The sequence below is a fragment of the Kribbella caucasensis genome (assembly GCF_004361855.1).
Classification (GTDB): domain Bacteria; phylum Actinomycetota; class Actinomycetes; order Propionibacteriales; family Kribbellaceae; genus Kribbella; species Kribbella caucasensis.
In genome coordinates, this window is record NZ_SNWQ01000004.1 from 140,319 (window position 1) to 158,978 (window position 18,660).

The 18,660-nt window shown below is 69.2% G+C and carries 13 protein-coding genes; 4 read left to right on the top strand and 9 right to left on the bottom strand.

Annotation, left to right across the window (positions count from 1 at the left end):
* Positions 1–286 precede the first annotated feature (286 nt).
* Complete coding sequence (locus EV643_RS10560; RefSeq protein WP_133799830.1) at positions 287–1,531, top strand: hypothetical protein; 1,245 nt, start codon at positions 287–289, stop codon at positions 1,529–1,531.
* 67 nt (positions 1,532–1,598) lie between these two features.
* Here EV643_RS10560 and eccB read toward each other — a convergent pair whose 3' ends face one another.
* Positions 1,599–3,041 carry a type VII secretion protein EccB gene (gene eccB / locus EV643_RS10565; RefSeq protein WP_133799831.1) on the bottom strand — a complete coding sequence of 481 codons (1,443 nt, stop codon included), beginning with the start codon at positions 3,039–3,041 and terminating at the stop codon, positions 1,599–1,601.
* A 3-nt stretch (positions 3,042–3,044) separates the two neighbouring features.
* Positions 3,045–4,409 (bottom strand): type VII secretion integral membrane protein EccD, encoded by a 1,365-nt coding sequence (eccD, locus tag EV643_RS10570; protein ID WP_133799832.1) that lies wholly within the window; start codon positions 4,407–4,409, stop codon positions 3,045–3,047.
* Between the two features lie 142 nt (positions 4,410–4,551).
* Here eccD and EV643_RS10575 point away from each other — a divergent pair, with 142 nt between their 5' ends.
* Genes EV643_RS10575 through EV643_RS10585 form a run of 3 tightly spaced genes read left to right on the top strand, consistent with a single transcriptional unit; the run spans position 4,552 to position 7,148 of the window.
* A complete protein-coding gene (locus EV643_RS10575; protein ID WP_133799833.1) occupies positions 4,552–5,178 on the top strand; it encodes a hypothetical protein in 627 nt (208 codons plus the stop codon).
* A complete protein-coding gene (locus EV643_RS10580; protein WP_133799834.1) occupies positions 5,175–5,762 on the top strand; it encodes a hypothetical protein in 588 nt (195 codons plus the stop codon). Before EV643_RS10575 ends, EV643_RS10580 begins: the two co-directional genes overlap by 4 nt.
* A 12-nt stretch (positions 5,763–5,774) precedes the next feature.
* The gene (locus EV643_RS10585; protein ID WP_133799835.1) at positions 5,775–7,148 is read left to right on the top strand and encodes a serine/threonine protein kinase; all 1,374 of its coding nucleotides are present in this window, start codon (positions 5,775–5,777) and stop codon (positions 7,146–7,148) included.
* On the opposite strand, the gene EV643_RS10590 is transcribed toward EV643_RS10585, so the two are convergent.
* The 7 genes from EV643_RS10590 to EV643_RS10620 all read right to left on the bottom strand — a co-directional run bounded on the left by EV643_RS10590 (position 7,145) and on the right by EV643_RS10620 (position 18,651).
* Complete coding sequence (locus tag EV643_RS10590) at positions 7,145–9,271, bottom strand: transglutaminase TgpA family protein (RefSeq protein ID WP_133799836.1); 2,127 nt, start codon at positions 9,269–9,271, stop codon at positions 7,145–7,147. The genes EV643_RS10585 and EV643_RS10590 overlap by 4 nt on opposite strands.
* Positions 9,268–10,371, bottom strand: a complete 1,104-nt coding sequence (locus tag EV643_RS10595) for a DUF58 domain-containing protein (protein WP_238165488.1) — start codon at positions 10,369–10,371, stop codon at positions 9,268–9,270. The genes EV643_RS10590 and EV643_RS10595 overlap by 4 nt, the downstream gene beginning before the upstream one ends.
* Positions 10,372–10,406: 35 nt before the next feature.
* Positions 10,407–12,563: a fibronectin type III domain-containing protein gene (locus tag EV643_RS10600; RefSeq protein ID WP_166665396.1), complete on the bottom strand. Its 2,157-nt coding sequence runs from the start codon at positions 12,561–12,563 to the stop codon at positions 10,407–10,409.
* Positions 12,564–12,762: 199 nt separating this feature from the next.
* Positions 12,763–13,725 carry an AAA family ATPase gene (locus EV643_RS10605; protein ID WP_133799839.1) on the bottom strand — a complete coding sequence of 321 codons (963 nt, stop codon included), beginning with the start codon at positions 13,723–13,725 and terminating at the stop codon, positions 12,763–12,765.
* Positions 13,722–15,902: a fibronectin type III domain-containing protein gene (locus EV643_RS10610; RefSeq protein ID WP_133799840.1), complete on the bottom strand. Its 2,181-nt coding sequence runs from the start codon at positions 15,900–15,902 to the stop codon at positions 13,722–13,724. Before EV643_RS10610 ends, EV643_RS10605 begins: the two co-directional genes overlap by 4 nt.
* 818 nt (positions 15,903–16,720) lie before the next feature.
* Complete coding sequence (locus tag EV643_RS10615) at positions 16,721–17,980, bottom strand: sensor histidine kinase (RefSeq protein WP_133799841.1); 1,260 nt, start codon at positions 17,978–17,980, stop codon at positions 16,721–16,723.
* On the bottom strand, positions 17,977–18,651 hold the full coding sequence (locus EV643_RS10620; RefSeq protein WP_202869503.1) for a response regulator transcription factor: 675 nt from the start codon (positions 18,649–18,651) through the stop codon (positions 17,977–17,979). The genes EV643_RS10615 and EV643_RS10620 overlap by 4 nt, the downstream gene beginning before the upstream one ends.
* Positions 18,652–18,660 lie beyond the last annotated feature (9 nt).

Genomic DNA, 18,660 nt, shown 5'->3' on the forward strand with positions numbered 1-18,660 from the left:
TCACTACACCGGGAAAGATTTCCCCGAGATGCTGGAAGATCTCAGGACGGCCTCGGCTGCGGCCGGGACCGGCGCACAGCTCCGCACGTGGGTAGAGGCATTCGCGGCACAGACGAACGAGCGTCGGGCAAACGTCCAAAGGAGTGTCGAGGGCCTACACAACGGATGGAAGGATCTCGCCGGCGACGCCTTCGCGACCCGATGGGCTATGGCCGCGTTGTCAGTCGAGCCGTGGATCCGTTGGAGGCTCCCAGATGCGCTGCTCAACCTCGGCTTCGGTCAGAAGGTGAGTGAGACCAGGGAGATCGTTGTTGCTGCCAAGAAGGCCTACGACGCGGCCATGCGGCAACTGGCTATCCCGACAAACCCCAACGCCAGCTTCACCGAGAAAATGCAGGCCAGCGAACCCGGTTTCGTCCAGGGCGTCGCCATCGCGGCGGAAGCGGCGAAAATGCGGGCCCAGGCCGCGATGGACACCCTGAACGAATATGTCACCACGCTCAGCCAAGACGTTCTGAACGGTATCCCGATGTCGGAGTGGAACGGGCCGACTGGGGATGCTGGTCCGGTGCCTCAGACCGGGCCGGGCCAGCGTCCGACCGGCACTGGGCCGGGCGGGCCGGGAGGCGGTCCCTCTGACTTGGGTGACACAGGAGATCAGACAGGCGAGCAGGCCGAGCAAGCGGGTGCGGGTGATGAGGCCGGGGCGGGTGGGCAGCCGGCGGGTGGCGATCCGGCGGGTGGTGGCACGCCGACCGAGGGCGAGGGACCAGGACTGGCCGGGCTGCCGCCGGGGACGACGACGCCCACGCCGACCACGCCGACGTACCCGACCGGACCTGGCGGTGTCGGCAAGCTGCCGACGCCGTCCTTACCACCGGTCATCCCCGGGGGCATCCCCCTCCAGCCCTTGACGACCACGACTCCGAAGAATCCCAAGGGTTTCAAGGTCGGTTCGGGTCTGGGCGGTTCGGGGCTTGGTGGTTCCGGCCTCGGTGGCTCGGGACTGAGCGGCCGGGGCGGCGGCGGGTCGGGCCTCGGCGGGCTCGACGTCGGCAAGGGCATCGGCGACGGGAAGGACGTCCCGGGGCAGGCCGCTCGGCAGATGCCGTCCCGCGCGCTGTCCGCGACCCCGCAGGCCCCGGTTCCGCCGGCGGCCACACCGGCCGTCGGGGCGAACGCTCCGGGCGCCGGTGGAACCCCACCGCCGATGATGCCGCCGATGGGGATGGGAGGCGGCGGCGAGAGCCCGAAGCCGGGCACGGCGAAGCCCGTCGTACAGAACAAGGGGCGTACGACGAACCGACTGCCGGGCGTGCCTCCGAAGCTGCGTGGCCGGTCTGGCAAGGCCGATCCCACCAGTGGGCTCGGGGCGTTCGGGGCGGCCGCATCGGCCACTCGACGCCGGTCGGAGCGGACGGAACCCCTCGACACCGTACAACTCCTGGACGAGGAGCTGTGGGCGGTCGAGTCGAAACCGGAGTCGTCCACCGCGACGCCAACGCGGTGGAAGGGCTTCAGCTCACGCTGATCACGCCCAGAACAAGGGACCCGCTGCCGACCAGGCAGCGGGTCCCTTCACTTTGGTCAACAACCTGTCAGCGCAAGGCGGGGCCGGCCGGCTGAACCGCTGCTGCAGCTGGGTCGAGACCGCTACCGCGAGGGATCCGGGCGACCAGGCCGGCCGGCATCCGGATCGGCTGCACCCCATCGAAGCCGAGAGTGTTCTGTACCTCCGGCCCGGCCAGTGGATAGGCGATGCCGAGATCGCTCACCAGCATCACCGTGCCGATCGGCGCCTGGGTAGACGGCATCGCCTCGACCAGCGCAGCACCGCCCGGCGGAACGATCACCCGATCGGCGAGTGGTGCACCCCGGCCGGTCCGGGCAGCCGTCGTCATCATTTCGTCGCGGACCGGCATACCGACATCGATGGCCAGCCGTGGAACGGTTCCGCCCGGCTCGAAGGTCGCGCACAGCGAGGATCCGCTCATCCTGGGGCCGACGAACTCCGGCCGCTCCGGCGGAAGCTGGCCGGGTGCGGTCGACGGCGCGGGGCCCTGGCGGGACTGGCCGGCTGCGACGAGTCCCAACGGCTTCGCGACCGGCTGCTGACCCTGATATGCCTTTGCGGTCGGTGCGTAGGCCCGCTGGATGTCGTACTGCAGCGGCGTGATCGGGCGCAGTTGGTCAGCCTCGGCCAAGTAGTACTGACTCACCCCGTCGGAGGTTCGGACCACCAGCAACTGTCCGTTCCGCAACGATCCCCATCCTGGCACCGCCTTCGACGGCTGGCCGAGTTTGGCGACGTGGATCGGCCGCAGCGGCGCACCGGACGGCAGGCCGTCGACGAGCTCCATCCCGACCGTTGCCCAGGGCTCCGATCGCAGGGCCAGGCCGACGGTGACCGTGTCGCTCTCCCGGATCCGATGCCGGTAGCCATTCCGCAGCAGGTACTGATCGCCCGTCTCGCCGACCGCCACCAGCAGCGCCTCGTCGGCCATGACGCGACCGCCCGACGGCTCCCGGCCGACCAGCAGGACCGACTCGTCCACCGCCGCGCCGGTCTGATCCTTACCGGGCTGCGAGCACAACGACCAGGATCCACGGAGCAGACCCTTTGCCGCTGGCAACGAATCCGGAGCGTCCGCGATCCCTACCCGCGGGCCGCGCGGCACCCCGGCGAGAGACTTCTCCGACACGTTCATCAGCGGCGCGAAGCTGCCCTTGGCGAGCAACGCCGACACGTAGTTGGCGGCCGGATGGAGCCGGCCGTCGACGTACACGAAGCGGGTGCCGGTCTCCTTCTCCACGATGATCGACTCGCCGTCGCGCCAAGCGGTCTTGCCACCCGGCACGATCAGCCCGAACACCGTGAACCCGGCCAGCACGATCAACGCCAGACCGATACTCCAGTACGCCGCCACAAGTGGCCGCCGGAACGGCGGTTGTTCCGGATCGGACTCCCGCAGGATGAGTGCGGACACCACCCGCTGGATCAGGAACTGATGGGACTGCAGTTGATCCCGCTTGGTCGCCATCGCTCAACCCCCGATCCCGCGCACCACGGAGTACAGGTCCAGCACCGCGCAGCACACCGGGATGATCGCCAGGACGACACCGAGCTCCAGTAGTTCGCCGTACCGGCCGAGGTACGGGCTCAGCGGTCTCGTACTCGCCAGCAAGCCGATCGCCAGAACGAGAGCGGCCGCGACGAGCAGGACCAGGCCTGACACGGCGATCGTGGAGAGCGGCCCGACGGCCAGTGCAACCAGCCCACCGAACCCGGCCGCCAGCAGCGTCAGCCGATGCCGGACGGCCGGATACAGTCGAGCCCGCAGCAGGAACCCGAGACTGAGCAGGCCCACATACCAGATTGCGGCCCGGCTGCCGCTGTTGACGAGGACGCTCAGGCAGACGATGCCGGCAGTAGCGGTCGCGATCAGTAGTCCGGTCAGGAAGGCATCCGCCCGGATGACGGCGAGATACACCAACCGGCGGGGCGGCTGTGAGGCGTCGCTGACCAGATCGGTGGTGGTTCGCGGCAGAACCGGCATCGGCACCCGTCCCAGCCGGATCGACAGCACACCGAACATGGGTGAGAAGGCCAGCAAGGCGCCGGCCAGCAGGGCAGCCGCCTCGTACGGGTCGAGTGACTCCCAGGTCGCCAGCCAGCCACCGACGAGACCGAGCAGCCCGCTCACGATCGCACCGATGAAGAGGGCGGGCCGGTCCGCCGTACCGACCAGGGCGAGCAGGCCGGCCAGCAGCAGACCGGCCGAGGCCGACAACAGCTCGGGCGTCCCGACCGAGGTGAGCGGCCCGTCGCCGGCGAGCAGCAGACCCGTACCGGAGATTGCGAAGGGCAACGAAATTGCGCCGAGCACGCTGCCGGCCGAAGCGTCGCCAATTGCCCGTGAGAACACGGTTCCGGCGGCGAGCAGCAAGATCGCCACACCTAGGAACCAGCCCGAGCTGACAGCCGGCGGTGTCGCCCGGAGCCCATCGATCAGGACAAGGAGCAGAGCCAGCCCACAGAGCACCAGCCCCGTGTGCCGGGTGGTGCGTGCCGCCCACATCCTGCCCGTGCGTCCGGCTCCACCGGCGATGGCGTCCACCACATCGTCGTACTCGAGCTCCGGCCAGTCCACGGAACTCTCGACGAGGTGAAGCACCTCACCGTCGCGAATCCGCTGCTGTCCAAGAGTGAGGCCGAGATCCAGTGCACTGCCATCGGCTCTACGTAGCGCCCAACCGCCGGCTTCGACACCGTCGTCCGCCAGGTGTTCGCCGGCGATGCGGAGCAGGCCCGGAACGGTTTCCGCCACCGCCGAATACTCTGGAAGGGCCACGTCGATACGGCGGTTCGGGGCCGCGACGGTGACCCTGACGAGGCCCGTCATTCTCATCTGTCAGCTCCTCTTCGCGAGTTGTTGGCGTCAGCCTGCCTCAGCCAGGCCGCGTTGTTCCGGCTACGGCAGCTAGCGGACACCGATCACCCGGCCGAGCCCGGATCCGTAGGCTCGAAACGGCTTCGATGGAGGGAGAACCGTGCAAAAGGACGACGTTCTGCTGTTGCCCGTGGGGCATGACCTTGGGGTGCTCTATGCCGAGGGTGGGGGCGAGCGGCGGCAGCAGGTTCGGGTGGGGGTGGAGGTGGTGGAGTTGGCGGATCGGGACTTTGCTGTGTGGTTGCTGGCGCATGGGACGGATGGCGAGGACCGGCCTACCCGGGGGAGTTTGGTGGAGAAGGCGGAGAAGCTGGGGTTGGCGGCCGATCAGGCCGATGCGGCCGTGGAGCGGTTTGTCGCGGAGAAGTTGTTGTTCGAGGTCGTGCCGGACGGAGAGTCGGCGATCGCGTTTGCGGAGGGGCATCAGTTGGTGCCGTTGATGCATGGGCTGGGGCCGGATGCGGATGAGCCGTGGTTGCAGACGATCGGGTTGCTCAACCAGCCGGTGGTGCAGGTGTCCAACGCCTTGTACGACGTGTGGGCGTGGTCGTCGTTGGCGCCGCAGTTGTGGACGGGGTGCCATGACGCAGCGATGGTGGCGGAGAAGATCGGGGTGACGAGTCCCGAGGAGACCGATCCGCGGCAGGTGCTGGCGGGCGTGCTCGGCAACGTCCACGCACTGCTCTGTGTCCGAGCGGCGTACTTCGACCGGAAGAGGCCCCGATGAACGTTTTCCCGATCGGCCACTACTCCGGGTTGCGGCCCGGGGAAGAGCCGGCGCACGTCGTACGGGTTGGGTGGCAGCAGCATCGGTTGAGTGAGGACGCGTTCGGGGTGTGGGTGCTCGCGCATGGGATGACCGAGACCGGCAAGGGCCAGTGGACCGTGACGGATGTGGTCAAGCAGGCCGAGCAGGCGGGAGTTACAAAGGCGGAAGAGCTGCTGTGGGGCCTAGCCGAGAAGGGTGCGGTGGTGCTGGTGGCCGACGATCCGACCCAGGCGACAGCGTTCGCCAAGAGTCACCGGATGGACGTGTTGTTCGTTGGCCTCGGCAACACTCCTGAGCGGCCGGACGGGCACGCGGTCGGCGTACCGGGGCTTGGTGCCGCGGCCATCCTGGACCCGGACTGCTATGAGTTGTGGCAGTGGGGTTCGGTGGCGCCGACGTTGTGGCACAGTTGCGAGGTCCGGGCGACCGTGACGGCCGAGCTCGGGCAGACGCTCGAGCCGGTGGACGCGCTGGGTGAGATCCTCGGCGATCTGCGGTTCCTGATCGCGCACGGATGTGCCTACCTGGACGTGGCGGCCTAGGCAGGTGGAATCATGAGTACTGCGATGGCGACGATTCCGCTGAATGCGCTGGTACCGCGTGCCACGGGGCCGGTGGCGACGGTCTACCTGGTGGCGCCGAACGCTGGTGGCCGGACGGCTGTGCTGAAGGTGTATCCGCAGCCGCTGGACCGGCGGACCTACAACGGGATCGAGGTCGAGCAGGCGAAGCTGGCCGGGTTGCGATCGGTGGCCTCGATCGTGCGGGTCGAGGCGATCGACGAGCTGCCGGACGGGCGGAGCGGGTTGCGGATGGAATTCTGTCCGCAGTCCCTACCCGACCTGGTACGACGCGGCCCGCTGCCGATCGGCGATGTCGTCATCCTCGGCCAGATCCTCGCCACGGTGCTCGCCGAGGCGCACCACATCGGGCTGGTCCACGGCGGAGTCACGCCGGCCAATGTGCTCGAGCGGTCCTCGGGTCAGCCGGCCTTGAGCGACTTCGGGCTCGCGCTGCGGGTGCGGTTTCCGCGCGATCTGATGGCCGACGCGGCGTACACGGCTCCCGAGGTACTGCGGGACGGCGAGCTCTCCGAGCAGGCGGACGTGTACGGACTCGGCGCCGTCCTCTATCTCGCGTTGACGGGCCATTCCCCCTTCCCTGTAAGGCCTGGTGAGACCGCTGACGACGTCGTACTGAGGGTGCTGCGCGAGCCCGTTCCGGAGGTGTCGGGGCGGGACGTGCCGGCCGGGTTGACCGCGTTGCTGACCCGGATGATGGCGAAGGAACCGGATGATCGGCCGGAAGCGGCAGAGGCGGCCGAAGCACTCGAAACCCTCCTGCACGCACCGGAGCAGGAGGCCGACGACGAACTGGATTTCGACGACTTCCGCGACGAACTGGCCGCCGCTCGCGTCACCCACACCACCCCGCCCGCGCAAGCCACAAAGCCGCGCACGAAACCAGCCAAGAAGCCGGGCAAGAAGCGCAAGCGACTCTCCAAGGACGTCATGATCGGCGCCGCCGCGGTGGTATCACTGCTGGCAGTCGTGCCGATCGTCCTGCGGCTGGTCATGAACGACGACGACCCGCAGCGCACCACCCCTCCCCCCGTCGCCTCCGCAACCCCGAGCGTGACGCCGACCCAGACGATCACTCCGGCCGTGAAGGTCGAGGTCAAGCCCGTCAAGGACAACGGGACCTCGCTCTTGCTGCAGTGGACGAGCACCAAGCCGCTGGCCTACTACGCCCACATCGCGGAACAGGGCGGCAAGGGAGTTCAGACCCGGTACATGGGTTCCAGTACTTCGCTGACGGTCAAGGTCAGCCCAGGTCTCAAGTACTGCTTCCTGGTTCAAGGCAGCGACGGCAACGCCGTGTACGTCACCGAGCCGGTCCCCATCCGCGGCGCAACCTGCAAGGGCTAGAAGAGGCTCCGTAGCTCCAAGGCGGCCTGCAGTCGATCGGTCCACGGCCTCGACCGCAGCCCGCGGCGTACCTCGCGGACACCCGCCCAAGCCTGCCGGCCGACCTCATCGCTGACCGGCGCGCCCGACCACAGCGCATGGTCAACCGACCGCGCGACTAACCCGAGCCCTGCCTGAGCGCGCGCATCCGTCACGTCCGAGGACGCCAACGCGAGATCCCTGACCGTCATCCCCGACGTCACCGCAACCCCGTGCGCACGCAGGCGATCCCGCGCCTCCGCCCACGCCCCGACAACCGCCGCACTCCCCGTACGCCGCCGACGCCGCAGAGCGCGAACGAACTTCAGCAGCGGTACGCCGAACAACCACAGCAGCAACACCAGCGAAGACGCGACGAACATCCACAACACCGGAACCCCGACGCCGTCCCAAGTCGAACCGCCGGCCCGATCGGCGGGAGCCGGCGCTACCTCCGGATCCTCGAGATCCTCAACTGGTGGCACCTCCTTCCGCGCCTGGTCCGTCACGTCGGTGTCACTACCCGGTACTGCGGTCTTCCCGGTCGCAGCTTGTCCCGCGGGATCCAGCGGCCACCAACCGACGCCGGCCACGGCCACCTCGGGCCAGGCCAATGCATCGCGGTTCCGCACCGTGTACCAGCCATCCGCATCCGGTTGCGCCGGTGCCCGGAATCCCACCACCAGCCGGGCCGGGATCCCGTTGATCCGGGCCATCGCGACATAGGCAGCCGCGAACTGCTCACTGGTCCCCGGCACCCCGTCGAAGAGGAACCGGCGCAGCTGCGGCCAGCTGTGCCCCGTCGGCAAGGGTTCCTGAACGGCCAGGTTGTAGTTCTTCCGCAGGTACGCTTCCAGCGCCAGCGCCGTCGCGAACGTCGCCCTTCGATCGGCGAGCGCGGACACCGCCAACTCGGTCACCTCGCTCGGCGCGGACCCGAGATCGCCAAGACCACCAGGCGCCTCAGCATCCACGCCCGCGTGCAGCAGGTACTGCGCGTCGACGGTCGGCTTCGACCAGGTCAGCTCGTACTGGCCGGGCGGTTCCTCGGCGAGCAGGGTGCTGCCGATCGGCTCGACCTGCGGCTCGACCGCGCCCTGGACCCCGGACGGCAACAGCTGCCCAGGCAACCACGGACCGCGCAGCCCATCGAGTCGGACCGAAGCGCGTTGCGGGCTCACCGGCACCGTGACGTCCGAATCCGGCGTCAACTGGGAGCCCAGTCGGAGGACCGGATGGCTAGTCGTCCAGTTCGCCCCGTCGAAGTCGTCCAGTGCCACCTGCCGCCATCGCCCAACCGGATCCGACGACTGGTAGCGGAACACGACCGCGTCCTTGTCCGGCCCTTGCAGTCGCCCGGCCAGTTCGTCGAGCGGACTCGTCGGCCGCGCTCCCGGCGCCGTCGCACTCTGCACACGCTGCAACGTGTACGGGTCCCTGCCGACGGGATCGATCGCGCTCACGACGAACCCGCCGATCACCGCCACCACCGTGACCACAGCCGCCGCGATCAACGGAGTCACAGGACTCGTACGCCGTACTCGGTCGGGGCTGACCAGATCGGGTACCAGCAGCGCGGCAACAACAGCGGCGAAACCGAGGGCAACCAGTACGGCGGTCGCACCGGTCAGCGCGATGTAGGTCTGGCTGACCCCGACCACCACCAGCGCGGGGATCACGGCGACCAGGACCGGCGCCCGGTCGAGCAACTCGATCCCCAGCAGACAAGCCAGCAGAACAAGGAGAGGCACGAAGAGCAGCAGCTCGGAGTCGGGCCGAGCCGGCCAGGTGGACTCCAACGTCAGCTGCCACGAGTTCAACCCACGGCCCAGTGCGCGGACCGACTCCAGCGTCGGCAGACCGGCCATGGTGGTTGCCTGAAGCACCGTTTCGATCAAAGCCAGCAGCCCACCAAAAGCCATCAGCAGAGGCCGCCACGGCAGCAGCCCCTGCCAGTACCGGCACAGCTCGGTGACGCCGTAGGCGACCAAACAGATCACGCCAACCGGCAGCAGCAGCGGGGCCACACCGAAAACGGGCCCGAAGCAAAGACCTGCGATCAGCGCGGCGACCACCACCGCCAGAGTCCGCCGCCGCGTGCTCACTCGATCACTCCGCTCCACTGCTGCAACGCATCGGTCGCATCACCGGCGAGGATCACCCGAGCGCCCAGGATCGGCGCGATCCCACGCACCGGCCCGAGGCCGAGCACGGTGACCGAGCCGTACCGAACCAGCAAGGGCGCCAGGTCACTGGCCGTCCCCCGCGCGCCGGTCACGACCACGATCGCTCCACCGCTTGATGCACCGGTCGTCAGCGAAGGTGGAAGCAGAGCCGCCCGATCGTCGCTCTGCTTGGCGAGGCAAAGCTCATCGAGGAACTGCCGCGAAGCAAGGGCACCACCCGGAGCCGCCAGGTCAGCACCGGCCGACGTCAGCAACCGACAGCGGTGCCCGGCCATCGACGCGGCGAAGAGGATCGACGCGGCCACCTCGGCCGCCTCCTCGAACGTTGCCTCCGGCAAAGTCTCGGACCGGGTGTCGAGCAGCACGGTCAACCGAGGCTGGTCGGGATCGACGTAGTCACGCACCATCAGCTGACCGGTCCGGGCCGTCGCCTTCCAATGCAGGTGCCGCACCTCGTCGCCCACGACGTACGGCCGGACGTCGCGCAGGTCGGCCGATCCACGCAGCGAGTCGTCCGCGGTCCGGCCGACGTGGTGGTGCCGGGGCCGACCGGCAACGACCGTACGGGTCGGGTGGCGGCGCGGGTGCACCCAAAGCGTCGCGACCTCACCGGTGGCGAGGCTGTTGCGCGCGAGACCGAGCGGGTCACGCCGTTCGAGGGTGAGCGGGCCGACCGCGATCCGTCCACGCCGCGAGGTCGGCAGTTCATACCGGTACGTCGCTTCGCTGTCCGGGCCGAGTCGCCGGATCCGGACCTGCTCCCGTGCGTCACCGGCCACGTCGTGCGCCGCGAACGCAGGCTGCCACCGGCTGCCCGTGTTCCGCACCCGCAACGTCGCCAACGCCGGTCGCCCCCGCTCGACCCGATCCGGCGACAGATCCCGTCGTACCGAGACCTGCGGTTGCCGGACAGTCAGCACCGTCGCGGCGACCAGCGCTCCGAGCCCAAGCCCGGCCAACGCCCGGAAGAACGCATACCCGGCCCACTCCCCGATCACGTACGCAGCGATCGAGGTCACCAGGACAGCGATACCCCGTCCGGTCAGCCGCATGGTCATTCGTCCGGCCACAGGACGCGGTTCGACTCGAAGTGTCCGCCGGGGCCGTCGACGGTGACCCAGACCTGCTGGCCGACGGCGGAGTTGTGGAACTTGTGCATCGTCAGGTTGCCGTCGGCATCAGTCTCCAACTCGAACCCGCCATCATGCAGTTCGCCCCACTCGCTGGCATAGGCGCGGAACATGTAGGTCGTGTTCGGTGCCAGGTTCCGCGCGTTGAGCAGGATGAAGGCGCAGCCCGACGTGCCTTCGGGGCAGTTCGAGTCGGTGTAGTCGCCCGAGCGTCCGTGGCTGATCTGGATCGTCCCGTCGGCACCGGAGCCAGGCGTCGCCGCGATGGAGGCGTTGCTACCGACCAGAACCCGGCCGTCGGCGCTCCTCGTCACCGCCCGGACCTGGAACGTGTACTGCGAACCGGTGCTGAGCCCGCTCCATCGATAGCTGGCCGCCGTGGTGCTCTCGTTGACGCCACCTTGTGTGACCTCGTACCGCAGCAGGCGTCCGCCGTTCAGATCCGGCTGCCGCCAGGACAGCATGACCTCCTCGGGCCAATCAGTCGTCGTCAGCCCGACCGGCGCATCGGCCGCGCCGCCCAACGTGATCCGCGCGGACGAAACCCCGGCACCGCGGCCGGCCCGGTTCTCCGCGAGCACGGTGAAGACGTACGACGACCCGTTGGTCAACCCGGTCACATTGAGACTGCGGTCCGAATCCTCGACCGTGCGACTACCACCGGACCACGACACGACGTACGACGTGATCGGCGTGCCGTTGGGGGCAGCCGTGGTCCACTTGATCAGCGCGGAACCGTCGCCAGGGGTGGCGGAAACGTCGCCTGGGGCACCGGGTCGGCCGGCCTGGACCGCCGGTTTCCGCGGCGTGTTCCTCGGCTTCGGTTTGTTCGTTTCGGGCTTCTCACGCTCCGGATCGGACCGCTTCGTCTTCGGCGGGTTCGCCGGGGTCGGCGTCTCCCGGCGCTCCTCCTCGGTCGGCTGGACCGTCTTCGTCGGGGTGGACGGCTTGACCGGCTGGGACGGCTTGATCGACTGGGACGGCTTGGCCGACGGCGTGGTCTTGTTCTCGTCCTTCTCGTCCCCTCGCCCGGCCACCTCGACCTCGGTCACCTCGCCGTTGCCCTCGACAACCATCGAGTGCTCGCCGGCCTTGCTGTCGACGTACAGGCGGGAGTCGCCGCCGCGGAACAGGCTCGGGCGTTCGTCCTTCGCGGTCTTCGCGTCCTTCGACGGCGGCGGGATCTTCTGCCGCGTCTTCGGTTCGCCGTCGCGATCCAGGGTCACCAGGCTGTCGTCGGTCGCGTCGATCAGCGCCACCCCGTCCCCCGAGGAGGCGATCTGCTCGTACTTGCCCGGCCGGAGCCTCTTCACCACCGGTTCGGCGGACGGTCGCCCGCTGACCACCTGCGACGTGTCGACCAACTGCAGCACGTTCTTCGACCGGTCCAGAATCGCGATCCGGCCGGCCACGTCGTGGGCGGCCACGATCGCGTCCGCCGGGATGTCCAGCTGGGCGAACGACATCGCGCGGCCGAGCCCGTCGCCGTTGACCGCGCGCAGTTCGCGCACCGTCGTGTCCACGAACACCGGCTGATCGTCGACCAGCGCCAACGCACCCGTGTGCCCGGCGGTCACCTTGGCGACACAGGCGATCCGCTCGGCCCGGAGCGGCAGCTGGCACAGCTCCTGGGTGGACAGCCGGTGCACCCAGAGCGTGCCGGTCGAGGTGACGACCGACTGGCCCAGCGCACCGCCGAGAGTCTCCGTCGCCGGGTTCTCGCCCAGCCGCTGGACCGCGCCCGCCCGCTGGTAGACGGCGAAGGCCGCGCCCGCGGCTTCCATCACGACCGGACGTTCGGTCGCCGGCGCGGGCAACGGGTCAGCCACCTGGAGATCCGACTTGCCGAACTCGATCGTGCGGCCCTGGGCCAGAATGAATCCGCTCTTGTCGGTCTGCACCACCGTCGTGCCTGGTCCGGCCGACGGGACCTTCACCTGAGCGTCGACGTTCTTGGTCGCGCCGTCGATCCGGAACACGGTGCCCAGCGTGCTGTTGTAGATCAGGTGTCCCGTCTGGGCGAACTTCATCCCGACCGGGTTCGCGCCCGCGCCGGTGACGGCGATCGTCGTCACCACCATGCAAGCGGCCACCACCCCCGCCAACGCCGCCCGCCCCCGCCAAACAGCGCCAGCTGCCGCACCGCCCCGGTCGCTAGATTCCTTACCAACTGCAGCACCCCGGTCGCCGGCTTCTGCTGTGCGCCTTGCCCCCAGCAGGGCAATGGATTTCTTTATGCCCATGATCGATGTCCCCAGACCATTGATCGATCCACCTGTCTCAGACCGTACCCATGCTTGCGGTCGGCGCCGGAGTTGCGGCCAGCACCTCGTCGACGACCGATGACGGCGGCCGCTGGCTGAGCTCGGCATCGGGCGTGAGCACCAGGCGATGCGCGAGCACCGGCTGCGCGACCTGCTTCACGTCGTCGGGTGTGGTGAACGCGCGCCCGTCCGTCGCCGCATACGCCCGCGCCGCGCGGACCAAGGCGATGCTGCCCCGCGGACTCGCGCCGTACCGGACGGCGGTGTGCTCCCGGGTCGCGGCCGCCAGCTTCACGGCGTACGAGCTGATCGCGGGATCGACGTGCACCGACCGAACGGCCGCGATCGCGTTGCGCAGCGCCGGTACGTCGATCACCGGGCTGAGCGAGTCCGGCCCGATCCGGCCGGTGTCGCCGAGGACGATCCGTACTTCGGCGTCGTGGTCGGGATAGCCGATCTCGATCCGCATCAGGAACCGGTCCAGCTGCGCCTCGGGCAACCGGTAGGTGCCCTCCATCTCGATCGGGTTCTGAGTCCCGATCACCAGGAACGGATCCGGGACCGCGCGGGTGTTGGAGTCGACCGTGACCCGGCGTTCTGCCATCACCTCGAGCAGCGCGGACTGCGTCTTCGGCGTACCGCGGTTGATCTCGTCAGCGACCACCACGTTGGCGAAGATGCCGCCCGGGTGGAACTCGAACGTCTCGTTGCCCTGGTGGTAGACCATCACGCCGGTGATGTCGCCGGGCAGCAGGTCGGGGGTGAACTGGATCCGGTTCCAGCTCGCGTCGATGCTGCGGGCGATACACCTCGCCAACGTGGTCTTGCCCAGCCCCGGCACGTCCTCGATCAGCAGGTGTCCCTCGGCGAACAACGCGGTCAGCGCTAGTCGCACCACCTCGGGCTTGCCGTGGATGACGCGCTGCAGGTTGTCGGCGACCAGCCGGTACGCCTCGCCGGGCGGGATCGTCGCACTCATTGGCTGCTCCAGGTGAACTTGTTGGAGGTCACGGTCTGCTGGCCGTCGGCACTGGCCACCACCCAGACCTGCTGGCCGGGCGCGTCGGTGGCGAACCGGTCGTCGATCAGGATGCTGCCGTCGGACTCGGTGGTCAGCGTGGCGCCCGGGTTGGACGGCTGCCACTGGGTCGTGTACGGCTGGAAGAAGTATTCGGTGTCGGGCTTGAGACCAGTCCCGGTGATCTTGATGTAGGCACAACCCGGCCGCAGGCATGGGTGGCTGCCGTTGGTCGACGTGGCCGCGCCCCGGGCCGCCCGCAACGACGGTGACGATCCGCCGCCGCCGCTGCCGACCTCGACCAGCTTGCTGACCTTCTTGCCGCTGATCAGGTTGCCCTTGGCATCGGAAGTGACCGCGTAGACCTCGACGACGAAGTAGTCGCCGTTCGCCAGGCCGGTGAACGTGTGGCTGGTGTTGAGGCCTCTACCGGCCGGCCATTCACCGGGTCCGGACGCCGAGTACCGGTACTCGACCAGCTGGCCGCCGCGCAGGTTGGGCCGGGCCCAGCTGACGGTGATCTTCCGATCGCCAGGGACCACGCGGAAGTTGGCCGGCGGATCGGCGGGTTGGAGCGTCGGCACGATCCCGCGGGTGTTGCTGCCCGGTCCGGCGCCGACCCGATTCACCGCGCGGACGGTGAACGTGTACGTCATGCCGTTGGTGAGCCCCGTGATCGTCGTACTCCGGTCCGTCCCTGCCAGGGTGCGGGTCCCGCCGTTCCAGCTCACCCGGTACGACGTGACGGTGGCGCCGTTCGACGCGGCCGCACCCCAGGTGATCGTGGCGGAACCGTTGCCCGGTGCGCCGGAGACAGCACGTGGTACGCCGGGGCGGCTCGCCTGGATCGGTGGCTTCGCGGTCTCTCGAGGACGCCTTGGTTGCCGCGTCCGGTCGTCACCAGGTTCATCACCGGGCCGGTCGGTCGGCTCGGTGGTCCGTGGATCGTTCGTCCGTGGATCGTTCGTCCGCGGATCAGTCGTCTGCGGCTGGGACGGTCTGTTGGTCGGCCTGTTCTGCTGTGGCGGATCAGGTGTGGTGGTTGGCGTGTCACTGGGACGTTCCGGCTTGGACGTGGCCGGGCGGCTGGTGTCGACCGAGGTCACGTCCCCGGTGTCGTCGACGACCATCACCTGCTCGCCCGACTTGCTCGCGACGTATAGGCGGGAGTCGCCACCGCGGAACAGTCCGGACCGGTCGTCGCGGCCGACCCTGGCCTTCGCCGACGGCGGTGGGATCTTGCGGACCGCCTTCTCGTTGCCGTCGCGGTCCAGCGTGATCAGGGTGTCGGTGCCGTCGTCGATCAGCGCGATGCTGTTGCCGGACGAGGCGATCCGCTCGTACTTGCCCTGGCGAAGCTGCTTCTTCACCGGCGCCGCACCTGGTTCGCCGCCGTCCAGCTCGGCGGTGTCGACCAGGTGCAGGGTCGCCTGCCGCGGGTCGACCATCGCGATCCGGCCGTCCACGTCGTTCGAAGCGACGAGCGCGGCGCCGGACAACTCCGGCAGTCGCACGGGCACCTTACGGCCGAGGCCGCCCGCGTCCACGGCGTACAGCTCGCGGGCTGTTGTGTCGACGAAGGCCACCTGGTCGTTGCCGACGACAGTGAGGGCGCCGGTGTGCCCGGGCGGCAGCTTGGCCGGGCAGGACAGCCGGTCGGCGTCCATCGGCAACTGGCACAGCTGACCGTTGTCCAGGCGGTTGACCCACAACGTGCCGCTGCTCGTCACCACCGGCTGTCCGAGCCGGGCGCCGACGGTCGCGACGGCCGGCTGATCGTTGAACCGGACCACCCGGCCGCTCTGCCGATAGACCGCGAACGCTGCGCCGGAACCCTCGAGGCCGATCGGCTGCTCGTTCGCCGGGGCCGGCTGCGGATCCAGCACCTTGAGGTCGGACTTGCCGAACTCGTAGGTCCGGCCGCGGGCCAGCACGTACCCGCTCTGGTCCGACTCGACGATCTGGGTACCCGGGCCGGCGCCTGGCAACGAGACCTGGCTGTCGACGTTCTTGGTGCTGCCGTTGACGTGGAAGATCATGCCGAGCGTGCTGTTGTAGATCCAGCTGCTGGACCGGCTGAACTGCACGCCGGGCGAGGCGTTCCCGGCTCCGGCCACGGCGACACCGGTGATCGCCACACACCCGGCCACCACCGCGGCCAGCGCCGCCCGAGGCCGCCAGCCCTCCGCCGCCCGCCGCCCGTCCGCTCGACACCCGTCCGCTCGGGGCCCCGCTCGGCACCCGTCCGCTCGGCACCCGTCCGCTCGGCACCCGTCCGCTCGGCACCCGTCCGCTCGGCACCCGTCCGCTCGGCACCCGTCCGCTCGGCCCGGCGCCGCTGGACGTCACGGATCGTGAGCCGGCGACCCAGATCGGTGATCTTCACAGGCACGAGGCTAGATCAGCCCTGGTCCAGCAGCCATCCAGATCCGGTCCAGCCCGCGTCGGTTCCAACCACTGGACAGTAGCCACCGGTACGCCGCTCCGCCGGGACCCGTTCATGCGCCGAGTTCGTGCGGGTGCGGACAGGAAGTGGGGACCGCGGACAGGAAAATAACGTGTCCGAGGTCCCGGGTTGGTGACCGAGATCCCGGGTTGGTGTCCGAGGTCCCAGTTCGTACCCGCGACAGGATGTGGGGACTGCAGACAGGAACTGGGGACCGCGGACAGGAAAACAACGTGTCCGACGTCCCGGGTTGGTGACCGAGATCCCGGGTTGGTGTCCGAGGTCCCAGTTCGTACCCGCGACAGGATGTGGGGACTGCGGACAGGAACTGGGGACCGCGGACAGGAAAATAACGTGTCCGAGGTCCCGGGGTGGTGACCGAGGTCCCGGATTGGTGTCCGAGGTCCCGGATTGGTGTCCGAGGTCCCGGGGTGGTGACCGAGGTCCCGGGGTGGTGACCGAGGTCCCGGGGTGGTGTCCGAGGTCCCGGGGTGGTGTCCGAGGTTCGGGTTAGGGGGTGGTGGCGAGGGCGGGGAGGTGGAATTCGAAGATGGCGCCGCCTTCGTCGGCGTTGTAGACCTTGAGGTCTCCGCCGTGTGAGAGGGCGACCCAGCGGACGATCGACAGGCCGAGACCCGACGACCCACCCCCACTGGTGAATCGCTCGAACAGGTCGTCCCCGACCGCCGGATCCACGCCCGGCCCCTGATCGGCCACGGTGACCCGCCCATCGGCGACCGTCACGGTGACGACGGCCTGGCCACCTGGACCCCGCCCGTGCCGCAGGGCGTTGTCGAGAAGGTTGCCGATGGCCCGTTGCAGCAAGGCCGGATCGGCCCGGACCTTCGTCGGCGCGGTGACCACCGAGATCCGCGCGTTGCCGGCCGGGGTGTCCTCGACCACGCCGGCGACCAGCTGATCGAGCCAGACCGGTTGCATCGACAGGTGTTCGACGCCGGCCGCGAGCCGGGCCCGGACCAGCAGGCCGTCGATGATGTCACCCATCCGTCCGGCCAGCCGAACCGTTCGGGGCAGCAACTCCTCGCGCTGGCCCGGATCCCTCGCGGCCGATTCCGCCAAGGCCCGCAGCGCCGCGACCGGAGTACGGAGGTCGTGTGCGGTCTCGGCCAGCAGGACTTCCTGCTGTTCCAGGGCCGCCGTCGCCGGCCGGATAGCCCGTCCGGACAGCCAGTATCCGACAAGCGCCGCCGCGCCGATCAGGATCCCGCAGCCGATCAGCACGACGAGGACGAGATTGCTGTGCCGGCTGCGCTCGTCCTCGACATCGGCCCAGGCCACCACGGCGCCGGCGTACCGCCTGCTCGAGTCCATGAACGGTTCGGCCGCGACCCGGACCCGGTCACCGTTGGCCGCCTCGCCGTCGGCGCGCAGGCTGGCGCCGCTCGACACCGCTTCGGTCGCCAGCTGGTCCAGCGCCGCGCGGTCCATCTCCACCCCACAGGGGTTCGCGCTGGCCTGGACCGGGAACGACGGCGCACCGCCCGGCAGCACGATGAAGGATGGGCAGCGGTTGTAGAGCGGATCGTTCGGGATCCGGTCGAGGCCGAGCGAGTTGCTGTCGGTGATCAGCCGCATCACGGACTGCGTCACCACGTGAAGCTCGTTGTTGACGTCGTCTTCACCGTTGTTGCCGTCCAGGGTGATGATCAGCGGCGCGAACACGACCAGGCCGATCGTGTTCATCGCGGTGAAGATCGCGGTCAGCCGCCAGCGCAACCGGCGCAACCGCTCGGCCGCGGGAGCCCTCATCCGGACTCACCCGATCGGGTCAGCCGGTACCCCTGGCCGCGGACGGCCTGGATCAGCTCGGGCTGACGCAGCTTGCTCCGCAGCCGCTTGATCGTCACGTCCACCACGTTCGACATCGGATCGGCGGCCATGTCCCAGCAGTGCTCGATCAGCTCGGAGCGGGACACCGCCTGCTCGGGGCGGACCATCAGGTACTCGAGCACGGAGAACTCCTTCGCGGTCAGGGTCAGCAGGACACCCGCCCGGCGGACCTCGCGGCGTCCGGTGTCGACCTCGACGTCGTCGTACCGCAGGACCGGTGGGCGGCCGGCGCCGGCCCGGCGGCACAGACTGAGCACGCGGACGATCAGCTCCTCCACAGCGAACGGCTTGACCAGGTAGTCGTCACCGCCGTGCTCGAACCCGTCGATCCGTTCGGCCAGCGTGTCCCGCGCGGTCAGGAACAGCACGGGCACCGCCCAGCCCTCCTGCCGGCGGCTGCGAACATAGCCGATCGAGTCGCCGTCCGGCAGCATCCGGTCGAACACCACGCAGTCGTAGGAGTTCACCCACAGCGCCTCGTCGGCCGACGCGATGTCGACGGCGCTGTCGACCGCGAGCGCGGCCGACCGGAGCGCGGCGACGATCGCGATCCGCATGTCCTCGACGTCCTCTACCACCAGTACGCGCACTCGGGTCCT

Excerpts from the sequence above, each read along its gene's own strand:
- EV643_RS10615 (WP_133799841.1), bottom strand. The coding sequence starts at position 17,980 with ATGAGGGCTCCCGCGGCCGAGCGGTTGCGCCGGTTGCGCTGGCGGCTG.
- EV643_RS10585 (WP_133799835.1), top strand. The coding sequence starts at position 5,775 with ATGAGTACTGCGATGGCGACGATTCCGCTGAATGCGCTGGTACCGCGT.
- EV643_RS10605 (WP_133799839.1), bottom strand. The coding sequence starts at position 13,725 with ATGAGTGCGACGATCCCGCCCGGCGAGGCGTACCGGCTGGTCGCCGAC.
- eccB (WP_133799831.1), bottom strand. The coding sequence starts at position 3,041 with ATGGCGACCAAGCGGGATCAACTGCAGTCCCATCAGTTCCTGATCCAG.
- EV643_RS10600 (WP_166665396.1), bottom strand. The coding sequence starts at position 12,563 with ATGGTGGTGACGACGATCGCCGTCACCGGCGCGGGCGCGAACCCGGTC.
- eccD (WP_133799832.1), bottom strand. The coding sequence starts at position 4,409 with ATGAGAATGACGGGCCTCGTCAGGGTCACCGTCGCGGCCCCGAACCGC.
- EV643_RS10580 (WP_133799834.1), top strand. The coding sequence starts at position 5,175 with ATGAACGTTTTCCCGATCGGCCACTACTCCGGGTTGCGGCCCGGGGAA.